17 protein-coding genes are annotated in these 22,186 nt (G+C 61.0%); 8 read left to right on the top strand and 9 right to left on the bottom strand.

The features are described from left to right. Positions 1-24 precede the first annotated feature (24 nt). From QD228_RS13310 to QD228_RS13275, 8 genes are all read left to right on the top strand, one after another. Positions 25-981, top strand: a complete 957-nt coding sequence (locus QD228_RS13310) for an SMP-30/gluconolactonase/LRE family protein (RefSeq protein ID WP_279875830.1) — start codon at positions 25-27, stop codon at positions 979-981. Between the two features lie 48 nt (positions 982-1,029). Further along, complete coding sequence (locus QD228_RS13305; RefSeq protein ID WP_279875829.1) at positions 1,030-1,812, top strand: aldolase/citrate lyase family protein; 783 nt, start codon at positions 1,030-1,032, stop codon at positions 1,810-1,812. A 55-nt stretch (positions 1,813-1,867) separates the two neighbouring features. Then, on the top strand, positions 1,868-2,632 hold the full coding sequence (locus tag QD228_RS13300; protein ID WP_084208925.1) for an SDR family oxidoreductase: 765 nt from the start codon (positions 1,868-1,870) through the stop codon (positions 2,630-2,632). A gap of 352 nt (positions 2,633-2,984) precedes the next feature. Then, on the top strand, positions 2,985-4,835 hold the full coding sequence (iolD, locus tag QD228_RS13295; protein ID WP_279875828.1) for a 3D-(3,5/4)-trihydroxycyclohexane-1,2-dione acylhydrolase (decyclizing): 1,851 nt from the start codon (positions 2,985-2,987) through the stop codon (positions 4,833-4,835). Between the two features lie 156 nt (positions 4,836-4,991). Then, positions 4,992-6,194, top strand: coding sequence for a Gfo/Idh/MocA family oxidoreductase (locus QD228_RS13290; protein WP_279875827.1), 1,203 nt, complete (start codon positions 4,992-4,994; stop codon positions 6,192-6,194). Between the two features lie 92 nt (positions 6,195-6,286). Beyond that, a complete protein-coding gene (locus QD228_RS13285; RefSeq protein WP_279875826.1) occupies positions 6,287-7,243 on the top strand; it encodes a TIM barrel protein in 957 nt (318 codons plus the stop codon). 164 nt (positions 7,244-7,407) lie between these two features. After that, complete coding sequence (locus tag QD228_RS13280; RefSeq protein ID WP_084208921.1) at positions 7,408-8,907, top strand: sugar porter family MFS transporter; 1,500 nt, start codon at positions 7,408-7,410, stop codon at positions 8,905-8,907. 159 nt (positions 8,908-9,066) lie between these two features. Beyond that, complete coding sequence (locus QD228_RS13275; RefSeq protein ID WP_279875825.1) at positions 9,067-9,462, top strand: VOC family protein; 396 nt, start codon at positions 9,067-9,069, stop codon at positions 9,460-9,462. 226 nt (positions 9,463-9,688) lie between these two features. On the opposite strand, the gene QD228_RS13270 is transcribed toward QD228_RS13275, so the two are convergent. The 9 genes from QD228_RS13270 to QD228_RS13230 all read right to left on the bottom strand — a co-directional run bounded on the left by QD228_RS13270 (position 9,689) and on the right by QD228_RS13230 (position 21,906). Further along, on the bottom strand, positions 9,689-11,143 hold the full coding sequence (locus QD228_RS13270) for a sugar porter family MFS transporter (RefSeq protein WP_176493103.1): 1,455 nt from the start codon (positions 11,141-11,143) through the stop codon (positions 9,689-9,691). Between the two features lie 148 nt (positions 11,144-11,291). Beyond that, positions 11,292-12,134, bottom strand: a complete 843-nt coding sequence (locus QD228_RS13265) for a sugar phosphate isomerase/epimerase (RefSeq protein ID WP_279875824.1) — start codon at positions 12,132-12,134, stop codon at positions 11,292-11,294. A gap of 100 nt (positions 12,135-12,234) precedes the next feature. Next, positions 12,235-13,737, bottom strand: a complete 1,503-nt coding sequence (locus QD228_RS13260; RefSeq protein ID WP_279875823.1) for a CoA-acylating methylmalonate-semialdehyde dehydrogenase — start codon at positions 13,735-13,737, stop codon at positions 12,235-12,237. Between the two features lie 55 nt (positions 13,738-13,792). Then, complete coding sequence (gene iolE / locus QD228_RS13255) at positions 13,793-14,695, bottom strand: myo-inosose-2 dehydratase (RefSeq protein ID WP_279875822.1); 903 nt, start codon at positions 14,693-14,695, stop codon at positions 13,793-13,795. 128 nt (positions 14,696-14,823) lie between these two features. Next, the gene (gene iolD, locus QD228_RS13250) at positions 14,824-16,701 is read right to left on the bottom strand and encodes a 3D-(3,5/4)-trihydroxycyclohexane-1,2-dione acylhydrolase (decyclizing) (RefSeq protein ID WP_279875821.1); all 1,878 of its coding nucleotides are present in this window, start codon (positions 16,699-16,701) and stop codon (positions 14,824-14,826) included. Continuing rightward, positions 16,698-18,689 (bottom strand): 5-dehydro-2-deoxygluconokinase, encoded by a 1,992-nt coding sequence (iolC, locus tag QD228_RS13245; RefSeq protein ID WP_176502606.1) that lies wholly within the window; start codon positions 18,687-18,689, stop codon positions 16,698-16,700. The genes iolD (QD228_RS13250) and iolC overlap by 4 nt, the downstream gene beginning before the upstream one ends. A gap of 118 nt (positions 18,690-18,807) precedes the next feature. Beyond that, the gene (locus tag QD228_RS13240) at positions 18,808-19,590 is read right to left on the bottom strand and encodes an ATP-binding cassette domain-containing protein (protein ID WP_084209753.1); all 783 of its coding nucleotides are present in this window, start codon (positions 19,588-19,590) and stop codon (positions 18,808-18,810) included. A gap of 110 nt (positions 19,591-19,700) precedes the next feature. Next, a complete protein-coding gene (locus tag QD228_RS13235) occupies positions 19,701-20,819 on the bottom strand; it encodes an ABC transporter permease (protein ID WP_176426449.1) in 1,119 nt (372 codons plus the stop codon). A gap of 73 nt (positions 20,820-20,892) precedes the next feature. Beyond that, positions 20,893-21,906, bottom strand: a complete 1,014-nt coding sequence (locus QD228_RS13230) for a sugar ABC transporter substrate-binding protein (protein ID WP_279875820.1) — start codon at positions 21,904-21,906, stop codon at positions 20,893-20,895. Between the last annotated feature and the right edge of the window lie 280 nt (positions 21,907-22,186).

The raw sequence follows: 22,186 nt of genomic DNA, 5'->3' as shown, positions 1-22,186 counted from the left end.
CCATCGTCGACGGGAGTCCAGGAAATGGCGGAAATTGAACTGCTGATAGAGGCCCGGGCGGAACTGGGGGAATCCCCGGTCTGGGATGCCAGTGGCAATAGCCTGTTCTGGGCAGACCTTTATGCCCCGGCGATCGAGCGCTACTGCCTGAGTGATGGCAAGCGAGAGCGTCGCGTGCTGCCAGAGACCTTGGGTGCCTTCGGGCGCTGTGCCGATGGGCGTCTGATCGTTGCCATGCGCTCGGGAATCCATCTGCTCGATTTCGCGTCTGGTGCACTGGAGTTCCTGGCCTGCCCACCCGGAGAGCCGTTGGCTGGCACGCGCTTCAATGATGGCAAGGTCGCGCCGAATGGACACTTCGTGATCGGCACCATGGATGAGGCGAGTCGTTCACGGCCGCTGGGGCATTTTTATGATGTCGCTCCCACTGGACAGACCCAACGGCTGCAGTCAGGTCTCATCGTCGCCAATGGCCTGGCCTGGAGCGCTGATGGACGGCGCATGCTTTTTGCGGATACGCGACGCGACACCATCCATGTTGCGGACTACTGCCCGGAAAGTGGTGTCATGGGCACACCGCGGGTATTCGCCGAGACCCAGCCTGCACTGCACGGCCGCCCCGATGGCGGAGCGATGGATATGGCGGGAGGCTACTGGAGTGCAGGCGTCTTTGGCGGAGTGCTCAATTATTGGGATGCCGAGGGACGTCTGGCGCGCCAGGTCCACCTGCCATGTCCCGGCCCGACCATGCCGTGCTTCGGCGGGGCCGACATGACAACGCTTTACGTGACGACCTTGCGCAAGGGCATGAGCCCTGAGGCGCTGGCCGCGGCCCCCTTGTCCGGCAGCGTGTTCGCCCTGGAGGTTGAGGTGCCGGGCGTCCCCGTCGCCGCCTTTGCCTCTCGCTCTCCAGCATCCCCCGACATGCCGAGTGGGGAACGCTCACCCTCCCGGGTCACGATTCGTGAGCCTCACGAGTGACCTGTCCCTTGTGACTTCCACCATTGATGAACTCCAGAGGGAGACCCCATGCGCCTCAATCGCCTCAAGCAACGCATTGCCCGAAAGGAGGGCGTCGTGAATGGCTGGCTCTCCATGCCGTGTGCCTTTTCGGCAGAGATCATGGCCCATCAGGGCTGGGACAGCCTGACCATCGACCTGCAGCACGGGGTGATCGATTACAGCGATCTGCTGCCGATGCTGACGGCCATCTCCACCACTGACACCGTTCCGCTGGTGCGAGTGCCGAGCCTGGAACCCGGTTTGATCATGAAGGTGCTGGATGCCGGTGCCTATGGGGTGATTGCTCCCTTGATCAACAACGCGGAAGACGCCCGGGCACTGGTGGCTGCCTGCCGCTATCCCCCGCTGGGGATGCGCAGCTTCGGCCCTCATCGCGCCATGCTGTATGGCGGGGCAGATTATGCGAAGCATGCCAATGACGAGATGCTGGTGCTGGGCATGATCGAGACCCGCGAAGGTGTGGCGAACCTGGAAGAGATTCTTGCCGTGGAGGGGCTGGATGGCCTCTATATCGGTCCCGCGGATCTGGCGCTCTCTCATGGCCATGCTCCGGGGTTCGATCACGGAGATGGCCCGATGGATACCTTGATCGGTCAGCTCATCGAGCGGGCTCGTCTGCATGACAAGATCGTCGGTATCCACAATGGGGGGGCTGCGCATGCGAAGCGAATGCTGGCACGTGGCTGTGACCTCGTCACCGTCGGGTCAGATACTCGTCTGCTGATGGCAGGGGCCCGCGAGTTGTTGAGTGCCATGGAGCGCGAGACGGATCACCGCGAAGGGTATTGATCGAGGCGTGCGTTACCTGCAAGTCACGAACCCGCGATAGGAGAGGAGAGGCAACATGAGTCAATTTGCACGTTATCCGAGTCTTGAGGGGCGACATGTCTTCATCAGTGGGGGCGCGAGTGGCATTGGCGCCACGCTGGTCGAGCATTTCTGCAAGCAACAGGCCTGTGTGAGCTTCGTCGATATCGATGATGCGGCAGGCGAAGCGCTGGCGGAGCAGCTCTCAGGCACAGGTGGGAAGGTACGCTATCAGCATTGTGACGTGACCGATATTACACAGCTTCGTGCTGTGATCTGTACTGCCGCTGATGAGTTCGGGACGATTGAAGTACTGATCAACAATGCGGCTCGGGATACGCGTGTGCCTTTGTCGGAGTTGGATGTCGAGACATGGGACAACCTGCAGGCCACCAACCTGCGACATGTGGTCTTCGCAAGCCAGGCGGTGTTTGCTGGCATGCAGGCAGCGGGCGGCGGGTCGATCATCAACTTCAGCTCTCCCAGTTTCTTGCGGCGTTCGCGTGATATCACAGGCTACTCGAGCGCCAAGGCCGCTACCATCGGCCTGACGCGGACGCTGTCGCGTGACATGGGAGACGCCGGAATTCGCGTCAATACGGTCTTGCCGGGATGGGTCATCACCGAGCGCCAGAAAGCCTTGTGGTGGGACCCGGAGCTTGAGCGCCAGGTGCTGGAAAATCAGAGTCTGCATCAACGTGTGCAGCCGGAGGACGTCGCACGGATGGTGCTGTTCCTGGCCGCGGATGATAGCCGGATGATCACCGCGCAGACCTATATCGTGGATGGTGGGCTGGTCTAGATGGACGGGTCTAGAGGGACGGGTCTGTATGGGCTGTGTCGTGGGGAAGAGGGCCGGGGCAAGGCGACGTTGCTGATACGCCTCTCGATAGGTGAAACGTGTCTTTTCTGCCTGTCGGATAGGCCACTTCAATCATGCATGATTGACCTTATTGAACTTTGATCCAAGGCGAGGCCTTTTTTTTGAAATTTGGATGAAAACGTTTTCAGGCACTGCTAGTGTCTTTTCAAACGGTGAAGAATTCAGCGCTGACCATCATTTTCCTGCGTCATGATCACTGAGCTTCAGGTGCCGATTTTTCGACCTGAATGCACACAATAAAACAACGCCATATGCTCGTCGGGAGAGAGGAATGAAAACGATAGAATTGACCGTCTCCGAAGCCATCGCCAGATATCTGGCGGCGCAGAAGATCGATATCGACGGTAAGGTCGAGACCTTGTTCGGTTGCGGGTTCGCCATCTTCGGTCACGGCAATGTGACGTGCCTGGGGCAACAACTTCACAACATCCAGGACACCATCCCGATCTGGCGCGGCCAGAATGAGCAATCCATGGCGGTTGCTGCCGTTGCCTACGCCAAGGCCAACAAGCGTCAGCGGATCGGGATCGCGAGCACCTCCATCGGGCCGGGTGCCACCAACATGATCACGGCGGCGGGTATCGCGCATACCAACCGACTGCCGTTGCTGATGTTTGCCGGCGATGCGCATGTCTCGCGCCTGCCGGACCCGGTGCTGCAGCAGGTCGAGCATGCCCATCAGCCCAGCCTGAGCGTCAATGATGCCTTCAAGCCCGTCACTCGTTTTTGGGATCGCATCACTCACCCCGCACAGCTCATGCAGTCCTTGCCGACTGCGATCGCGACCCTGACGGATCCCGCCAATTGCGGCCCGGTCATGATTTCATTGCCTCAGGATATCCAGGGCGTGGCTTATGACTATCCAGAGGCGCTCTTCGAAGAATGCATTCACCATATTCGTCGCCCGGAAGCTGACACACGCTCGATTGAAGCGGCTATTTCTCTGCTGGAAAAGGCCGAGAAGCCACTGATCATCGCTGGCGGTGGTGTGCATTATTCCGAAGCCAATCAGTTGCTGGCGGAGTTTGCTCAGCGTCGCAATATCCCGGTGGTCGAGACCATCGCAGGGCGTTCTTCCCTGCTGCAATCTCACCCTTGCAATATGGGCCCCATCGGCGTGACTGGCTCGAATTCCGCCAATGCCATGGCAGCACAATGTGATGTGCTGGTGGCCATCGGCACACGTCTGCAGGACTTCACCACCGGGTCCTGGTCGGTATTTCGCAATCCGGCGGTGAAGATCGTATCCGTCAACGTGGCGCATATGGATGCCATCAAGCATCGCGCCATGGCGGTCATCGGCGATGCTCGTCACACGCTGGTGCGTCTTGATTCAGGGTTGGGTGAATGGCAGGCCGATCAGCGCTGGCTGGAAAAGGGCCAGGCTGAAGTCGCCGAGTGGAAATCCCTGTGCGCCAACCGCGGGGAGATCGTCGCGGGGCAGATGGCGTCCTACGCCCAGGTCATTGCCAGCGTCAATGCGGTGCAGGAGCCCGGTGATACCGTGCTGACGGCCGCCGGTGGCCTGCCGGCAGAACTGAACATGAACTGGCAGAGCAAGCAGCTCGGCAAGTTCGACATCGAGTTCGGCTTCTCCTGCATGGGCTATGAAGTGGCCGGTGGCTGGGGTGCCAAGATCGCCAACCCCGACAACGAGGTCGTGGTCCTGGTCGGCGACGGCTCCTACATGATGATGAATTCCGATATCTACAGCTCGGTACTGACTGGCCACAAGATGATCGTTGTCGTCTGTGACAACGCCGGGTTTGCGGTCATCAACAAGCTGCAGAACAACAGCGGCAACCCCTCCTTCAACAACATGCTGGCCGATTGTCGTAGCCAGGCCGACGAGCTGGTACGCGTCGACTTCCTCCAGCATGCCCAGTCGCAAGGTGCCTACGGTGAGCACCTGAGTGACATCAGTGATTTCCGGGCCGCTTACCAGCGCGCCAAGGAGAGCCCACGCACCTACGTCATCGTGGTGGATATCGATTCCACCAAGTGGTCTTCCTGTGACTGCTGGTGGGATGTGGGGCTACCGGAAGTCGTCCGCGAGGACGTGCATGAAGCGCAGGTGGCCGCCATGAATGCCGGCCGTGTCCATCAGCGTCGCGGGCTCTGATTCTGCGGGACTTTTTTTCTACGGGACTTTGTTTCTACGGGGCTTTGATTCTGCGTGAGTCGTGAGGCCTGGCGCACGCAGCAACGGGCCTCATGAACCCCTCTGCAATGACAACGCCAATTATCAGCACCCATGCATTTGCCAGGAGAATCTCTGATGTTCAATGAAGAACACAATCTCGCGCCGCTGCGCTGGGCCATGGTCGGTGGTGGCCGTGGCAGTGAAATCGGCCACGCCCATCGTGCTGCTGCCCATCGTGACAACTTGTTCCAGCTGGTCGCCGGTGCCTTCGATCTCGACGCGGAACGCGGTCGTGAATTCGGCACCAACCTGGGGCTCGATCCAGAGCGTTGCTACCCGGATTACGCCAGCCTGTTCGAGGGCGAAGCTGCCCGCGACGATGGCATTCAGGCCGTCAGCATCGCCACACCCAACAGTACTCACCATGCCATCAGCCTGGCGGCGCTCAAGGCTGGCCTGCATGTGATCTGTGAAAAGCCGGTGACCTTCACGGTTGCCGAGGCTGAGGAGCTCAAGGCTGAAGCACAGGCGCGCGGTCTGGTCTTCGGTGTCATGTATGGCTACAGCGGCTATCAGATGCTGCATCAGGCACGTGCCATGGTGCAGTCGGGTGAGCTGGGGTCGGTGCGCATGGTCAACATGCAATTCGCTCATGGCTTCCATAGCCAGCCGGTCGAACAGGTCAGCAGCGGCGCCAAGTGGCGTACCAGTCCTGCCGTTTCCGGGCCGACCTATGTGCTGGGGGATCTCGGGACGCACATCTTCTATGCCGGCCAGTTCATCACCGGACTCAAGGTCGAACGCCTGATGTGCCACCGCCAGAGCTTCGTGGCCTCGCGGGCGCCGCTGGAAGACAACGCCCAGGTGTTGCTCCAGTACCAGAACGGCGCGGTGGGGTCACTGTGGGCCAGTGCGGTGAATGCGGGATCCATGCATCAGCAGAAGATTCGTGTGGTGGGAGAGAAGGCCAGTATCGAATGGTGGGATGAATATCCCAACCAGCTGCGCTACGAGGTCCAGGGCGAACCGGTACGGATTCTGGAACGTGGCATGGGCTATCTGGCCGAGGGCGACAACGCCGTGAACAGCAATCGCATCGGCGGCGGCCACGCGGAAGGCTTCTTCGAATCCTGGGCCAATGTCTATCACCGTTATGCCCTCGCCATGCAGGGCGCTGAAGCACGCCGGAATGGCACAGGTACTCAACACCTTGGCCTGTCGGAGCAGGAGCTGGAGTCTCTCTGGTTCCCCAATATCGATGCAGGCATCGAAGGCGTGCGGTTGCTGGAGTGCTGTGTGGAATCCTCTGACAACGAGAATCGCTGGGTCGCGTTCTGATCTGACTGCGACATCAGGAGCGCCTCATGTCGGCTCCATCGATGCCACTCGTTCGGCACCCGATGTGAGGCCTCATTTCCACGTCACTGACGATGGTCATCCCGAAAGACAACGACAACGCCAAGAAGAAGGACATCATCATGCACATCAAGCTTTCCAACGCACCGTGTTCCTGGGGTATCGAGTTCGCCGACAACCCCGCCAATCCCAGCTGGCAGACCGTGCTCGACGAAATCGCCGGCGCCGGTTTCAAGGCGACGGAGCTTGGCCCGCTCAATTACCTGCCGACCGAGCAGGCCGCGCTGGCGTCCGCGTTGGACAGTCGAGGGCTCGAGCTGATCGCCGGTACCATCTTCAAGCATCTCCACGATGCGTCACGCCGTCAGGAAATCCTGGATTACACCCGCGCGACCTGTGAAGTGCTCAAGCCTCAGCAGGGCAACTACATGGTCATCATCGACCATGTCAGCTCGCCACGTACCGATGAAGCCGGCCAGCAGGAAACCGCGACCCGTCTCGATGATGCGCAGTGGCGCGAGATGATGGTCACTATCCGTCAGGTGGCGGAAATCTGTCAGGAATATGCGGTCACACCGGTGCTGCATCCGCATGCCGGCACCTACATCGAGTATCGCGATGAAGTGGACCGTGCGATGGCTGAGCTGGATGCTGATCTGGTCAAGCTGTGCATCGATACCGGGCACTGCACCTATGCAGGCATCGATCCGGCGGAACTGATTCGCACCTACGGCGAGCGCGTCGCCTATATCCACTTCAAGGATATTCAGGCGCCGGTGCTGGAAAACGTCGTCAAGGATGGCATCGACTTCTATACCGCCATCGGCCAGGGCGTGTTCTGCCCGCTGGGACAGGGCTGTGTGGACTTTGACGCGGTCCGCGAGAGTCTGGATTCCATCGGCTATCAAGGCTGGATCACCGTCGAGCAGGACGTTGACCCGACCAAGGACAACAGCGCGCTGGAAAACGCCCGCGAAAGCCGCGAATTCATCGAACGCAGCATACTGGAGAAAGGGCTGGCCGAAGCTTGATCCGCAAGAAGCCCTGCCGTCATCACGCCAGAAGACGGCAGGGCATGGAAGGTACCGCAATGACTTGTCTCGCCAGCGTGGTCCGTCACGGGCCATGAATGTACGAGCCACATCTGCTTCAGCAGTTCTCGTAATACTATAACAATCGATCACGAGAGGTCGTCATGCCCACTTCACACCCTGGCCGCGAAACCGCTGCCTCTTCAGCCAACTCACCCACATCACTTGCACAAGAGCGTCTCACGCCAACCCAGCTCGTCTTTCTGATCAAGATCATTCTGGTGGCTGCCCTGGGCGGCCTGTTGTTCGGTTATGACACGGGGGTCATCTCCGGGGCCATCGGGCCGATCGCAGAATATTTCGACCTGTCCGCCGCAGAGAAGGGTTGGGCGGTCTCCTCGGTGGTCATCGGTTGCATCGGTGGCGCCCTCATCGCCGGTCGCCTGTCCATCGCCTATGGCCGCAAGGCCGTGTTCATGCTGTCAGCCGTGATGTTCACGGCTTCCGCGTTGGGCTCTGGCCTGGCGGGCTCCTTCGATGCCTATATCTGGTGGCGGATTCTGGGGGGACTGGCGGTCGGGATGGCCAGCGTCATGGCACCGATGTACATCTCCGAGATGTCACCGGGCTACATGCGTGGGCGCACCGTCAGCCTGTTCCAGCAATCCGTGGTGTTTGGCCAGATGGTGGTGTTCTTCGTGAACTACTTCATCGCCAAGGGCATGGCCGAGACCTGGATCCTGAATCATGGCTGGCGCTGGATGCTGGGATCGGAAGCCATCATCTCGATCCTGTTCGCGGTACTGATTCCCTTCGTACCGGAATCCCCGCGCTGGCTGGTGTTGAAAGGACGTCTGGATGATGCGCGGCGGGTACTGGCGCGCTTCTATCACGCCGATGCCATCGAGCGCACCCTGGGCGAGATCCAGAAATCCTTCCAGCACAACGAGAGCAAACGCCACGCGTCTCTGCGCACCAAGGGAATGTTGGGGCTGGTGGCCATCGGGGTCTTCATCGCCGCCGCCCAACAGCTGACTGGCATCAATGTGGTGATGTATTACGCGCCTGATGTCCTGTCGACGGTGACATCCAGCAATGAAGACGCCTTGCTGCAGACTTCCATCATGGGCGTCACCTTCGTCGCCGGTAACCTGCTGGGCATGCTGCTGATCGACAAGGTCGGGCGCCGTCCGCTGCTGATCGCCGGCAGCCTGGGCAGCATCGTCGGCATGACCTTCCTGGGTGTCGTGATCGGCAATGGCGAACCGGGCATCAGCGCCTTGATCGCCCTGATCGTCTATGTGGTGTCGTTTGCCATCTCCTGGGGCTGTGTCTGCTGGACACTGGTCTCCGAGATATTCCCCAATGCCATCCGCGCACGCGCCATGTCGCTGGCCGTCGCCGCACAGTGGCTGCTCGGCTTCATCGTCACCCAGACCTTCCCGATGATGCGCCAGAGCGACTTCCTCAATGAGTTGGTCGGTGGCGGTTTCAGCTTCTGGCTCTATGCGGTGCTGACCTTCCTCAGTCTGCTGATCGTGCTGCGGTACGTGCCGGAAACCAAGGGCAAGACCCTGGAAGAGCTGGAAGGCATCACCGGGACTCGTCTCAGCAAGCGTCGTCGCCGGTTGGCGCGTCAAGGCTTGCCGCTGACAACCGAGTAGATCAGCAGCGCTCAAGGCTTGCCATCACTCTGTTGCGCGACGCTCCCGCTGGCAATCTTCATGCGCCGGCGGGAGCGTATTCTTGTGAAAGCGACATCGTCCTGCCTTGTCATCGGTGGCATGCTCAAGAAACCACGAGCTGCTTCCAGGGGAACAGGGATGAAGCATAACGTCGCACGGTATGGCCTGATATTGAATACAGAGCGGTTCGATGAGTGTGTCGCGTTCTACCAGGGCCTTTTTGAACTGCCGCTTCTTTTCAGCAAGGAAGATGGCGGTTTCAGGCTGACCTGCCTGGCCTATGGAGACGGATATTTGATGATCGAGCAGGGCGGAAGGGCGATTGAGGGAGGCAAGAGTCCCGAGCAAGGTAGCGCCAAGCTGCGCTTCAATGTCAGCGACATCGAACAGGCCTTGGCGGAGGTCAGGGCATGGGGGATCGAGGCCGAGATCGAAGAGACGCCCTGGGGGAGGACGATCCATCTGCATGACCCGGATGGTAATCGAGTAGGGATTCGAGATGAGGCCGGTTTCGTGGGGCAGATGGCGTATTGAGCGCATGTGCAATGCCAGGAGGGTGCCCTGTGCTGTGCTTCTGAATTTTCCCCACCCGGGATCCCTACAGGAAAGCTCCTTGCCAAGGCCACGTGATCAGGTGGTCGGCAAGGAGCTCATGTGGCATGCAACTCATGTGGCATGCAACTCATGTGGCATGCAACTCATGTGTCATTGGGCACATGGGTCATGATGCCCAGACGACGCTGGGCGTCACCAATGGCCGTCAGCTGCTCAAGCTCGTGCTGGCGAGCGCCCGCCGACGTTTGCTGAGGCGAGTGCCGGTGATGTTCTCAAGCTCTTCCAGGGTCTTGCCCTTGGTTTCCGGCACATAGCGCAATACCACCAGCAGGCTCATCAGCGTCAGCACGGCATAGAGCCAGAAGCTGAAACCGCTGCCAAACAGGTGGTTGAGCCAGTCACTCTCGCGCAGCATCGGGAAGGTCTGCGTGACCATGAAACCCGCGAACCATTGGCCAGCCACGGCCAGCGCCATGGCGCGTCCACGAATCGCGTTGGGAAAGATTTCCGACAACAGTGTCCAGCAGACACAGCCCCAGGAAATGGCGAAGGACACCACGTAGACGATCAGCGCGAACAGCGCGCCATAGCCCACCGCATCTCGCCCGATGATGATGCCCAATGCACACATGCCGATCATGCTGCCGATACTGCCGGCAATCAGCAGTGGGCGACGCCCGACCTTGTCGATCAACAACATCCCCAGCAGGTTGCCGCCCACGAAGGTGACACCCATGATCGAGGTCTGCAGCAGGGCATCCTCGCTGCTGGCGGTCACCGAGGACAATACGTCCGGCGCGTAATACATGACGACATTGATGCCGGTCAGTTGCTGGGCACTGGCGATGAAGACACCGAGTATCACCAGCCCCAGCAGGCCGCGCTCACGCAGACTGATGAGATTGTCCCGCGAGGAGTCACGATAGGAGGTGATGATGCTATTGAGTGTCTGGTCCAGGTCTTCGGCAGGAGTGAAGCGGCTCAGTATGCTGCGGGCTTGCTCGGGACGACCTCTCAGCACCAGCCAGCGTGGCGATTCCGGAATGAAGAACAGCAATGCGCCGAACAGCAAGGCGGGCAAGGCCTCGGACCCGAGCATCCAGCGCCAGCCATGGTCGATCATCCAGTGTTCGGCCATGCCCTTGGCGATGAAGTAGTTCACGAAGAACACCACCATCTGTCCGAAGACGATCGACTGCTGGAACAGGCTGACGGTGCGACCTCGCAGATGCCCGGGGGACATTTCAGAGATGTACATCGGCGCGACCACACTGGCCAGCCCCACCGCCATCCCGCCGATGATGCGCCACAGGGTGTAATAGTGGAAATCAGTCGCTGTGGCCGAGCCGATGGCGGAGAGCAGGAACAAGATGGCGGCAATCAGGAAGGCCTTGCGTCGGCCGAATCTGATGGAGATCCAGCCGGCGCTGATGGCCCCTGCGATACAGCCGATGACGACGGAGGACACCGCCCAGCCTTTTTCGGCGGGTGTCAGTTGGAAATATTCAGCGATGGGGCCGATGGCTCCGGAGATGACGCCGGTGTCATAACCGAAGAGCAACCCGCCTAGAGTGGCGATCAGCGTGATACGTATCAGATAGCCGAGTTGCTGACGTGACAGGGAATGTCCGGCCCTGTCGGGCGAGAGCTTGGCAGTCATGTGAAATCTCCAGCGTTGGGACGTGAAGGCGTCCCGCGCAGATGGCAACAGGCAGACGAGTGGGTTGGCGTGACTCGCTGCCCGCGATGTTGTTATGCCCATGCAGGTGATGAGGTATCACTCCATGGGAGGTAAGGCGCCTGAAGGCTCAGGCAGGTACGTCAAGCGCGAAATGCTGGCGAAGCGCCGAGACACTGCGTGACAACTGATCTTCCAGTGTTGTCAGATAATCGCCCGTCTTGACCGGCGTGAAGGGGTCAGGGCCCATGGCAGGTGCCTCGACGATGATCGGGCCGGCGTATTGCATGGCCCGCAGCTGGGTGAATTGATCCGCCAGCTGACTATGCCCCTGACCGATACCGCCGCGATTGGAGTCGGCGACGTGATAAAGCCCTAGGTGATCGCCAGTCTCGGCCAGCGCTCGCACGGGATCAGCTTCCTCGATATTCATGTGGTAGGCATCCAGCAATACCTTGAGCTGGGGAGAACCGATGTCCTGGATGAGCCTGCGACACTGGGCTGCAGTGTTGATGAGGTGGGATTCGTAGCGATTGAGGACTTCATAGACCAAGGGCACACTGCGTTCGGCGGCGTACTCACAGAGTGGTTTCAGTGCCTCGACCAAGTGGCGATATTCGCTGTCTTGATCGCTGCCATCCGCGGGACGGATTCGCCCCACGAGTCCGTGCAGTGAGACTCGCGCGCCGCCGAGCGCCTGGGCAAAGTCGATCAGCTGTCGATAGTAGGTCTCGGCAGCCTCGCGATCCGACGCGTCGGGGGAGGCGGGATCGCAATCTCCCGGCGTGAGTGAGAACACTTCCAGCCCATGCGTCTGGCAAAGGGCGCGGATCATGTCTGGTGTGAAGGCGTCGAGATCGCCATGCAGTTCCACCCCGTCAAACCCCAGGCGTGCGGTCCGCGCGAAGATATCCTCGATCGGCAGCGGGCCGAAGGTCCAGGTACAGACACCCACTTTCATGTTGTGCGTCATGACGTGCCTCCATGGCGGTCATGTGCCTTGCCGGTCTGGCAAGGCGCGATGAAAAGCGGTCGGGCATGACGCTGTCATGCCCGACCCTGAGAGTGGTGGATCAGAGTGTCGGCATGGTGAAGTGGCTGGCTTCACTGCGCAGACCGTCAGGCCAGCGGGTGGTGACGGCTTTCATGCGGGTATAGAAGCGCACGCCATCCGGGCCATGCATGTGAAGCGGGCCAAAGAGAGAGCGCTTCCAGCCGCCAAAGCTGTGGAATGCCATCGGTACAGGGATCGGCACGTTCACGCCGACCATGCCGACCTGAATGCGAGTGGTGTATTGGCGGGCAGCATCACCGTCGCGAGTGAAGATGGCCGTGCCATTGCCATACTCGTGGGCATTGATGAGCGCGATCGCCTCATCGAGCGACTCCTGACGAACCAGACACAGGACCGGTCCGAAGATTTCCTCGGCATAGATGCGCATGTCTGGGCGGACATGATCAAACAGGGTAGCGCCCACGAAATAGCCGTTCTCGTGTCCGGGCACCGTGATGTCACGGCCATCCACGACCAGCTCCGCACCTTGCTCAACACCGCTGTCGATGAACTCGATGACCTTGTCAGCATGTACGCGGGAGATCAGCGGTCCCATGTCATTTTCCTGACCCTCGACTTCGCCGGGGCCGACTCGCAGGGTGGCCATGCGCTCGAGGATCTTGTCGCGCAGTCGCTCTGCGGTCTGCTCGCCGATCGGGACTGCGACGGAGATCGCCATGCAGCGCTCACCAGCACTGCCGTACGCCGCGCCCATCAGAGCATCCGCCGCCTGATCCAGATCGGCATCTGGCATCACGACCATGTGATTCTTCGCCCCGCCCAGGGCCTGGACTCGCTTGCCATGTGCCGAGGCAGTGGAATAGATGTACTCGGCGATCGGGGTGGAGCCGACAAAGGACACGGCCTCGATACGCTCATCGGTCAGCAGGACATCGACGGCTTCCTTGTCACCGTTGACGACGTTGAACACGCCCGGCGGCAGACCGGCCTCCGTCAGCAGTTCCGCCATGCGCAGCGGGGCAGAGGGATCTTTCTCGGACGGCTTCATGATGAAGGTATTCCCGGTGGCCAGGGCGATGGGGAACATCCACATCGGCACCATGGCCGGGAAATTGAAGGGAGCGATGCCCGCGCACACCCCCAGCGGTTGCATCAGAGAGTGGCTGTCCACCCCGGTACCCACGTTCAGCGAGTGCTCGCCTTTCTGCAGGTGAGGCATGCCGCAGGCAAATTCGACGACTTCCATGCCGCGAGTCACCTCGCCAAGCGCATCCGAATGCACCTTGCCGTGCTCGCGGGAGATCAGCGTGGCGAGTTCGTCGCTGTGCTTTTCCAGCAGTGCCTTGAAACGGAACAGGATGCGTGAGCGCTTGAGCGCCGAGGTATTCGACCAGCCAGGGAAGGCGGCGCTGGCGGCCGCGATGGCACTGCGAGTTTCCTCGGCGCTGGCCAGCGCGACACTGGCGGACTGCTCACCGGTCGCAGGATTGAAGACCGCCGCATTGCGACCACTGTCGCCGGGTTGGATCTGACCGTTGATGAAGTGATGTAACTGTTGCATGAGGCATCCTTTGCTTCTTGTTCAGGAGGAGTGGCGATGTCTGAAAAGGGTGAAATCAGTTGATGAGGCCTGCGTCCCGGGCAAGCCGGGAGAGGTTTTGGTAGCCCAGAGTGGCGTAGGTCAGCGGGTCGGCAACGGAGGGATCCTGCTCGGCCTCCACGACCAGCCAGCGCTCTGTATCCTTGCCGTAGCCTTTGCGTGCCAGTACGGCGAACAACGCGGCGAAGTCGATTCCGCCATCCCCCGGCACGGTGAACACGCCATCGAGTACGGCATCCAGAAAGGATTTGTCACGGTTGATGGCGTTATCCATGACGGCGAGACGAATGTCCTTGCAGTGCACATGGGTGATGCGGTCCGCGTGGCGCTCGGCGATGGTGACGGGGTCTCCACCGGCATAGGTCAGGTGGCCGGCGTCCAGCAGCAGTCGTACCTGTGTGGTGGACGCCATCAACCGTTCAATGTCGGCCTGGCTCTCGATGACGGTACCCATATGGTGGTGATAGGCCATCTCCACGCCCTGGTCTGCCATGTGGCGTGCCACGGCATCCAGCCCGGTGGTCAGTCGTTGCCAATCGGCGTCGTTCATGACCGGGCGCCGCGAGACAGGCATGTCCTGGTCACCGTGCACGCAACGACTGACCTCGCAGTACACCATGACTGTCGCGCCGCAGGCTTTCAGTAGCTGAAGGTGGTCATCCAGCGCGGCAATTTCCTCGTCAATGCTGCGTTCCAGCAGGCGGCTGGAATACCAGCCGGAAACGAGAGCCAGATCGTGCGCGCCGAGTGCGCGAGACAGGGCCTGCGCCTCGCGCGGGAACTTGTTGCCCAGCTCGAAGCCTGCGAAACCGGCCTGACGCCCCTCGGCAAGACAGACCTCCAGCGGGGTATCCGCGCCGAGGCTTGGCAGGTCGTCGTTGGTCCAGGTCAGCGGGTTGATGCCCAGGCGAATGCTCATGGCGGTATCCTTCTTCGAGATATTGAGATATCGAGAGTGCAGGGAGGCACGGTGGCCTCCGAGAGATGGCGTATCGTCCAGGCCGGCCAACGGATGCCGCAATGGCGGTTGGCCGGCCCTGAAATGCGTCAGCGAGCTTGCTGGCGTTTGTGCGACAGATAGCCCTGATAGGCGTCACGGACCTCAGTACGTTCGCTGACCTCGGGAATGGCAACCTCCCACCAGTGCCCGCCTTCCTGGGTGGAGGGCAATGGGTCCGTGTCGAGTGCGATGACGTAGGTCGTCGATGAGGTTCGAGCACGCTCGAGCGCGGCGTCCAGTTCGCCAATCCCCGTGACCTGTTCGGCCTGACAGCCCAGTGCACGAGCGTGCGCCGCAAAGTCCACCTTGGGAGCGCCTTCCGGAACGGTGCGACAGTCCTTGAGCAGGTTGTTGAAGCCGGCGCCGCCTGTCGCGTGTTGCAGGCGGTTGATGCAACCGAAGCCACGGTTGTCGAGGACTACCACGGTCAGCTTGTGGCCGAGCATCACGGAGGTGGCAAGCTCAGAGTTGAGCATCAGGTAGCTGCCATCGCCGACCACAACCACGACGTCCCGCTCCGGGCGTGCCATCTTGACGCCCATCCCGCCGGCCAGTTCATAGCCCATGCATGAGAAGCCATATTCCACGTGATAACTGCCGGGGACAGTGGCTGCCCATAGCTTGTGAAGCTCACCTGGCAAGCCGCCGGCAGCACAGACCACCGTGGTGTCATCTGTCGCTTGACGATTCACGGCCCCGAGCACCTGGGCATCGGTTGGCAGCGAGAGCCCCTGATTAGCCATCACGCTCTCGCGGACCGCTTCCCATTCCTGCTTGAGCCCGGATTGGCGTTGCACCCAGCTGTCTGGCGCGCTCCAGTCACCCAGCCCTGCCGTCAAGGCCTCAAGCCCCCGCAGGGCATCGCACTGCAGTTGCCGTGCGCCATGCTTGACGGCGTCGAAGCGACCGACATTGAGGTTGATGAGTGTCTGGCCGGCGGCTTCAAAGAGCGTGCGAGAGCCGCTGGTGAAATCCTGAAGCCGTGATCCGATGGCCATGATGACGTCGGCTTCACGTGCCAGCTGGTTGGCGCTGGCCGCGCCGGTGACACCGATTGCGCCCATGTTGCGAGCGTGGTCCCAGGGCAGGGCGCCCTTGCCTGCCTGTGTCTCGACCACTGGAATGCCGTGTTGCTGGGCAAAGGCGGCGAGGGCCTCGCACGCCTCGCTGTAATGCACGCCACCCCCGGCAATCAGCAGTGGCCGCTTGGCTGTGCGCAGTGTGTCCAGGGCTGCCACCAGCTCTTCCTGGGCGACGGGAGCGCGACGGATGTGATGCACCCGACGGGTGAAGAAGTCTTCCGGCCATTCGAACGCAAGCGTCTGGACATCCTGTGGCAGACACAGGGTGGCAGGGCCACAATCCACGGGGTCCAGCAGCGTGGCCAGCGCCTGGGGCAGGCTGGTCAGCAATTGTTCCGGTCGCGTGATGCGGTCAAAGAAGCGTGACACGGGGCGGAAGCAGTCATTGACGCTCACGCCCGGGTCATTGAAGTGCTCGACCTGTTGGAGCACCGGGTCCGGTGCGCGGCTGGCGAAGGTATCGCCGGGCAGGAACAGCACCGGTAACCGATTGACATGAGCAAGCCCGGCAGACGTCACCATGTTGGTGGCACCAGGCCCGATGGACGAGGTACACGCCATGATGCGACGGCGATTGTTGGCCTTGGCGTAGGCAATGGCCGCATTGGCCATGCCTTGTTCGTTGTGGGCGCGATAGGTGGGGAAATCATCGCCCGCGGCGTGCAAGGCCTCGCCAAGACCCGCCACGTTGCCGTGGCCGAAGATGGCGAAGCAGCCACCGAACAAGGGGACTTCCTGTCCACATTGTTCGATGTATTGCCGGCTCAGGTAGCGCACCAGTGCCTGGGCGACGGTCAGGCGCACGGTATCCGGCGCCGCCGCCGAGTGGAAAACGGGGCTCATTGCAGGACTCCTTCTGCGAGCGGTGTGGCAGGACTGACATCCGCTGCGCCGCAATGGGCATCACGCAGCTGCTGCCAATGGGTGATCAAGTCGAGATAGTTGTCAGCGGCCTGACGAATCAGGGTCGCATCGTCAATGCTGCCTGACAGCCAGGCCTGGCTGGGGGCAGTGAACAGGGTGCGCCCGACGGTGAACCCCTTGCAGATCGGGAAACGCGCTGCCTGCTCGAAACCGCGTTTGACCTCTTCGATCGGCGCATCAAGCCCCAGCAGCACGACACCATGACACCAGGCGTCGCGAGCGCTGATGATTCGGCTGACGCGTTCCCAACCTTGCGTCGTCAGAGCGGGCAGTTTCCACCAGTCCGGGCGAATGCCGAGGTTGTAGAGACGCTCCAGGCTACGTGGGACGGTGGTCTCATCGCAGGCGGGTGCGTCTGCCTGACGTGGCGGGATGACTTCGATGAGCAACTCATGCCCCGACATGCAGCAGGCGTCATACAGCTGGCGCAGGCGGGCTTCCTGATCGAGGCGCAGCGTGGCCTCATCGTCCGGGTGATAGAACACGAGGCACTTCACGATGTGGTGGCGCGGCCAGCGTCGCAACTGGCTACCGATGTCATCTCCATGCTGGAAGCGCAAAGGCCGCGAGCTGGGGAGCTCGACCGGACGGCCTACCCACCAGTCCAGTGCTGCCGTGTCATTGAGCGCATCCTGTCCCAGGACATCATCACAGAGAATGGCAGGGCGCTGGATACCGGCCTGTTGCGCCGCGCTGCGGGTGGCCTCTACCAGTAGCTGCTTGAGGCGTGGCAGGCGCTCGGGGTCGCCTTCGACATCGCGTGCCATGTCCAGGAATTGACGACGGTGATCGAATGCCAGCCCCAGCACGCTCTCCCAGTGCGCTACCCGACGAGTGGTGACGCGATGCAGATGGGTCAGATGATCATCAAGGTCCGGGCGTGGCACGGACTCGCGGCGGCTCAGGTAATCGAACAGTTCCGCTTCCGTGGGCATGGCAGGTGCACATCCATGGCGAGACACGACCAATGCGCCACACGCGTTGGCATAATGACCGCAAGTGTCCCAGCTTTCATCGCGAAGATAGCCACGCAGGAAGCCACTCATGAAGGCATCACCGGCGCCAAGCACGTTCATGACCTCGACCTTGACACCCTCGACCAGAATGCCGTCTTCCAGATGTCGTGGGATGTCGCCCTCGAAGATGACGCAGCCGCGTGCCCCTATCTTGCACACGAGCACGGCATCGCTGTGACGGCGAACCTCGCGCAGCGCGTCCAGCGTGTCGGTACTGTTGCCCGCGATATGAAACTCTTCTTCCGTGCCGACGATCAGGTCGAAGTCACCCAGCCAACGGGCCATGTGCTGACTGACACTCTCGTCCGCGACAAAGCGCGTCTCGCCATCCCCGATGCTGGTCAGCCCCCAGAGTACGGGGCGGTAGTCGATATCCAGCACGCGCTTCACGCCAGCCTCGCGTGCGGCATCCAGTGCCTTGCGGGCGGCACGTTGGGTGCGGGGAGTGGAAAGGTGGGTGCCGGTGATCGCCAGGGCGCGGGCTCGAGCGATGAACGCCGGGTCCACATCATCTTCATCAATGGCCATGTCGGCACAGTCGTTGCGTACGAAGAGCAGCGGGAACTGGTCCTTGTCCTTGATGCCCAGAAGCACCAGTCCGGTCAGACGTTCGGGGTCACGTTTGAGATGGCTGACATCGCAGCCGACCGAGGCGAGTTCCTCGCGCAGGAATTCGCCCATCTGCTCATTGCCGACGCGACCCAGCATCGAGGAGTTGAGTCCGAGGCGTGCCGTGCCATACGCCATGTTGCCGGAGCTGCCGCCCAGATATTTCTTGAAGCTGGTGGCGTCTTCGAGGCGCGCACCGATCTGTTCGGCATAGAGGTCGACGGCGACGCGGCCGAGGCAGATGACATCCAGGTCAGGTGAGTGAGGTGAGTGGCGCGTCATTGGCATGTCCCTTGATATAGGCCGGTGATGACCGGCATTGACAGTAATCGGTGCACGTCGAGGCGTTGGAGCAGCCTCCACGTCTCTGCTGCAGCGTGACCGGCGCGATGATGCCGTGTCAGGCCACCGTGGCGGCGTCCATCCGCTGGAATTCCGCCAGTTCCGCATCCAGGCTGGCCATTTCCTCGCCGCCGGCCATCATGTTGAGCACTTCCTCACGCGTGATGTCTTCCTTGCGCCAGCTACCCAGAGAGGTACCGCGCTTGAGCAGGGTGAACGCATCGCCGATGGGATAGGCATGATGAACGTTGTGCGTGATGAAGATGACCCCGAGCCCTCGATTGCGAGCCTGTGCGATATAGCGCAGCACCTTGGACGCCTGCTTGACCCCCAGTGCCGAGGTCGGCTCGTCAAGAATGAGCACCTTGGCACCGAAGTAGACGGCCCTTGCGATCGCCACGCACTGACGCTCACCACCGGACAGGGTACCCACCGGCTGGGACGGATCGCGGACATCGATCCCGATCTTGGCCATTTCCTCCCGCGCGACACGGTCAGCGAATGCCCAGTCGACACGTTTGAAGAGGCCGACCCCCTTGGTGGGCTCACGTCCCATGAAGAAGTTGCGGGTGATCGACATCAGGGGAATCATCGCCAGATCCTGAAAGACCGTCGCTATGCCGGCATCAAGCGCCTGACCTGGTGTCGTGAAGTTGGCAGGGGTGCCCTCGAGCAGCAGCTCACCGTGGGTCGGGGCATGTACCCCTGACAGGGTCTTGATGAGGGTGGACTTGCCGGCGCCATTGTCGCCCAGCAGGCACATGACTTCGCCTGCGTACACTTTCAGCGAAATGTCGGAGAGAGCGACCACATTGCCGAAGTGCTTGTCGACGGCCTGCATCTCGATCAATGGCGTGCGAGTGTCAGCGGCTTTCGGGGTGTTACCTCTGGCGCGATCGGCGGCGGTCGTGGTCTGTTCCGGCGCCTGTTGCAGGTTGGCATTGGCAGTCATCACTTGGCCTCCAGGGCTTTCTTGCGCACGTAGTTGTTGAACAGCACCGCGATCAGGAGCATGGCGCCGAGAAAGACCTTGAACCAGTCAGTGTTGACCCCGGTGTAGAAGATGCCCATCTGGACCGTGCCGAAGATAAGCGCACCGAAGACGGCCCCTACGGCAGACCCATAGCCTCCGGTAAGGAGAGCGCCGCCGATGACCACGGCAATGATGGCTTCCAGTTCCTTGAGCAGTCCGCGCGTCGTGTCAGCCGACCCCGTATCCATCACCTGCAGGCAGGCAAAGATGGTGGCGGCGACAGCCGTGAAGATGAACAGCACGATCTTGACCTTCATGACCGGGACGCCGACGTTGCGAGCGGCATTCACGTCGCCGCCACACGCGAAGATCCAGTTGCCGAATCGCGTGTAGAGCAGCAGCCAGGTCGCGGCGATGGCCAGCACGATCCACCAGACGATGGAGATCGGTACACCCGTGACGCTAGGGTTGCCCGCGAAGTTGGTCGCGATCCAGCCCTGCGCCGCCATCCAGCTGAAGAGGCCGGTGAATACCTCGCCGGAGAAGAGCGGGGCCAGCCAATCGTGATCCGCCAGTTCCTGAATGCCCCCGACTTGAGTGCGGCCGGTCGTCCAGCGCGTCAGGCCAATGGCCAGGCCACGAAGAATGAACAGGAACCCCAGGGTCACGATGAAGGAGGGCAGGCCGGTGCGCATCACCAGATAGCCGTTGATCCAGCCGATCAGCACGGCGCTGGCAAAGGCGAAGGTGATGGCCAACCAGAGTGGCCAACCGTATTGCACGGCAGGGATGGCGATCAGGATGCCGGCAAAGCCGATCATGGAGCCAAGGGAAAGATCGAACTCCCCTCCGATCATCAGCAATGACGCCGCGATGGCCAGGATCCCCAGCTGAGCGGAGACCTCCAGAAAGTTGAGTATGCCTGCCAGGCTGAACATCCCGGTCCCTGAGGCCGCGGCAGAGAAGAAGGCAAATACCAGGATAGTGCCGGCAATGGCACCGAATTCGGGGCGTTTCAGTGCGGCTTTCAAGGGGTGAACGCGGCGGAGGCGCTCGTCATCCGTCTCTGAAACAGCGCTCATGGCGTGATCGGTCATGATGTTCTCTCCTGGCGCCTCCTCGAGGAAGGCGCCATCTCACGGAAATGAAAGTGTTGCCAGATGGGAGAGCTCAGCGAATGCCTTGCTCTGACAGCTCGATGACCTGACCGGCATTCTCGGCGGTCACAAATCCCGGCCCTGTGGCGACATCGCCAGCCGGCATCAGACCGTGAAGGTGGTACTGATGCATGAAGACCACCGGCAGATAGCCCTGCAGGTACTGTTGCTGATCAATGGCAAAGTTCATTTCCCCGGCCTGGACGGCAGCGAGAATGTCGGGAGAGAGATCGAAGGTGCCCAGCTGGAATTTCTGGGTGGCACCGGCTTCCTGCATGGCCTTGAGCATGGGTTCAGAGCTGAGGGGCCCCAGAGCCAGAATCGAGTCGATCTCGCTGTGTTGATTGAGATATGCCACCAGGGAATTCTTGATCTCGGTCGGATCGGTACTGGTCGCCAGCTCGTCTGCACTGCCGTCAAACCCCTCGATGAAGCCTGCACAGCGGGCATCCAGACCCACGTTGCCCTGTTCCTGGTTGATGCACAGGCCGTGCTTGGCACCACTGTCCATCATGCGCTCAGCCGCAGCACGCCCAGCCTCATACTCGCTCTGACCGATATGCAGGCGAGCACCGACGTCCTTGGATTTGTCGCCACCGGAATTGATGGTGATGACGGGAATCTTCTGGTCCACCGCATTCTTGATGCCCTCGCCCAGTGCATCGGCATCGGTCAATGAAATGATCAGGCCATCGGGCTGAGAGGCCACTGCGGCATCCAGCAATTGCGCCATCTTGGCCATGTCAAAGGTGGAGGGAGCGCGATACTCGACCTTGACCCCAAGCGCCTGGGCAGCATCATCCGCACCGCGTTTGACGATGGACCAGAAAGGGTCGGAGTTCTGTCCATGGGTGATCATGACATAGCGCTCGGAGTCCGCTGCCCACACGGCATTGGCGGCTGAGGCTGCCAGCAGAGCCGTGACGATGCCGGCGGTGATGCGACGAAAGCGGGACGTTTCGTGGCGGGGCTTTCCGGTACGGGGATGGACTGGAACTGGATGAGCGTGTGAATTGGCGTGGTTCATCGATGACTCCTGACGTCTCTGATTATTGTCGTTGTCAGTACGGGCTGCCGGATTGGCGTCTCGGCATCCCGTTTCAGTGCCTCTATGGGCGCAAGCAGGATCATTTCATTGTGTGAGGTGGTGTGCCGTCACGGTGGTGCCTGTCACTCAGCGGGCGCCCTGACACAAGGCAGGAACATGGCGTTCCGTTTTGATCCGCTTATGGAATGTAGATTCCAGAATTGGGGAATGCAACAGGAATATTCGATTTATTTTTGTATTGGAATTTTCATTCCATATG

This window comes from Cobetia sp. 3AK, from assembly GCF_029846335.1.
Lineage (GTDB): Bacteria > Pseudomonadota > Gammaproteobacteria > Pseudomonadales > Halomonadaceae > Cobetia > Cobetia marina.
This window is presented reverse-complemented; position numbering and strand designations above follow the sequence as displayed.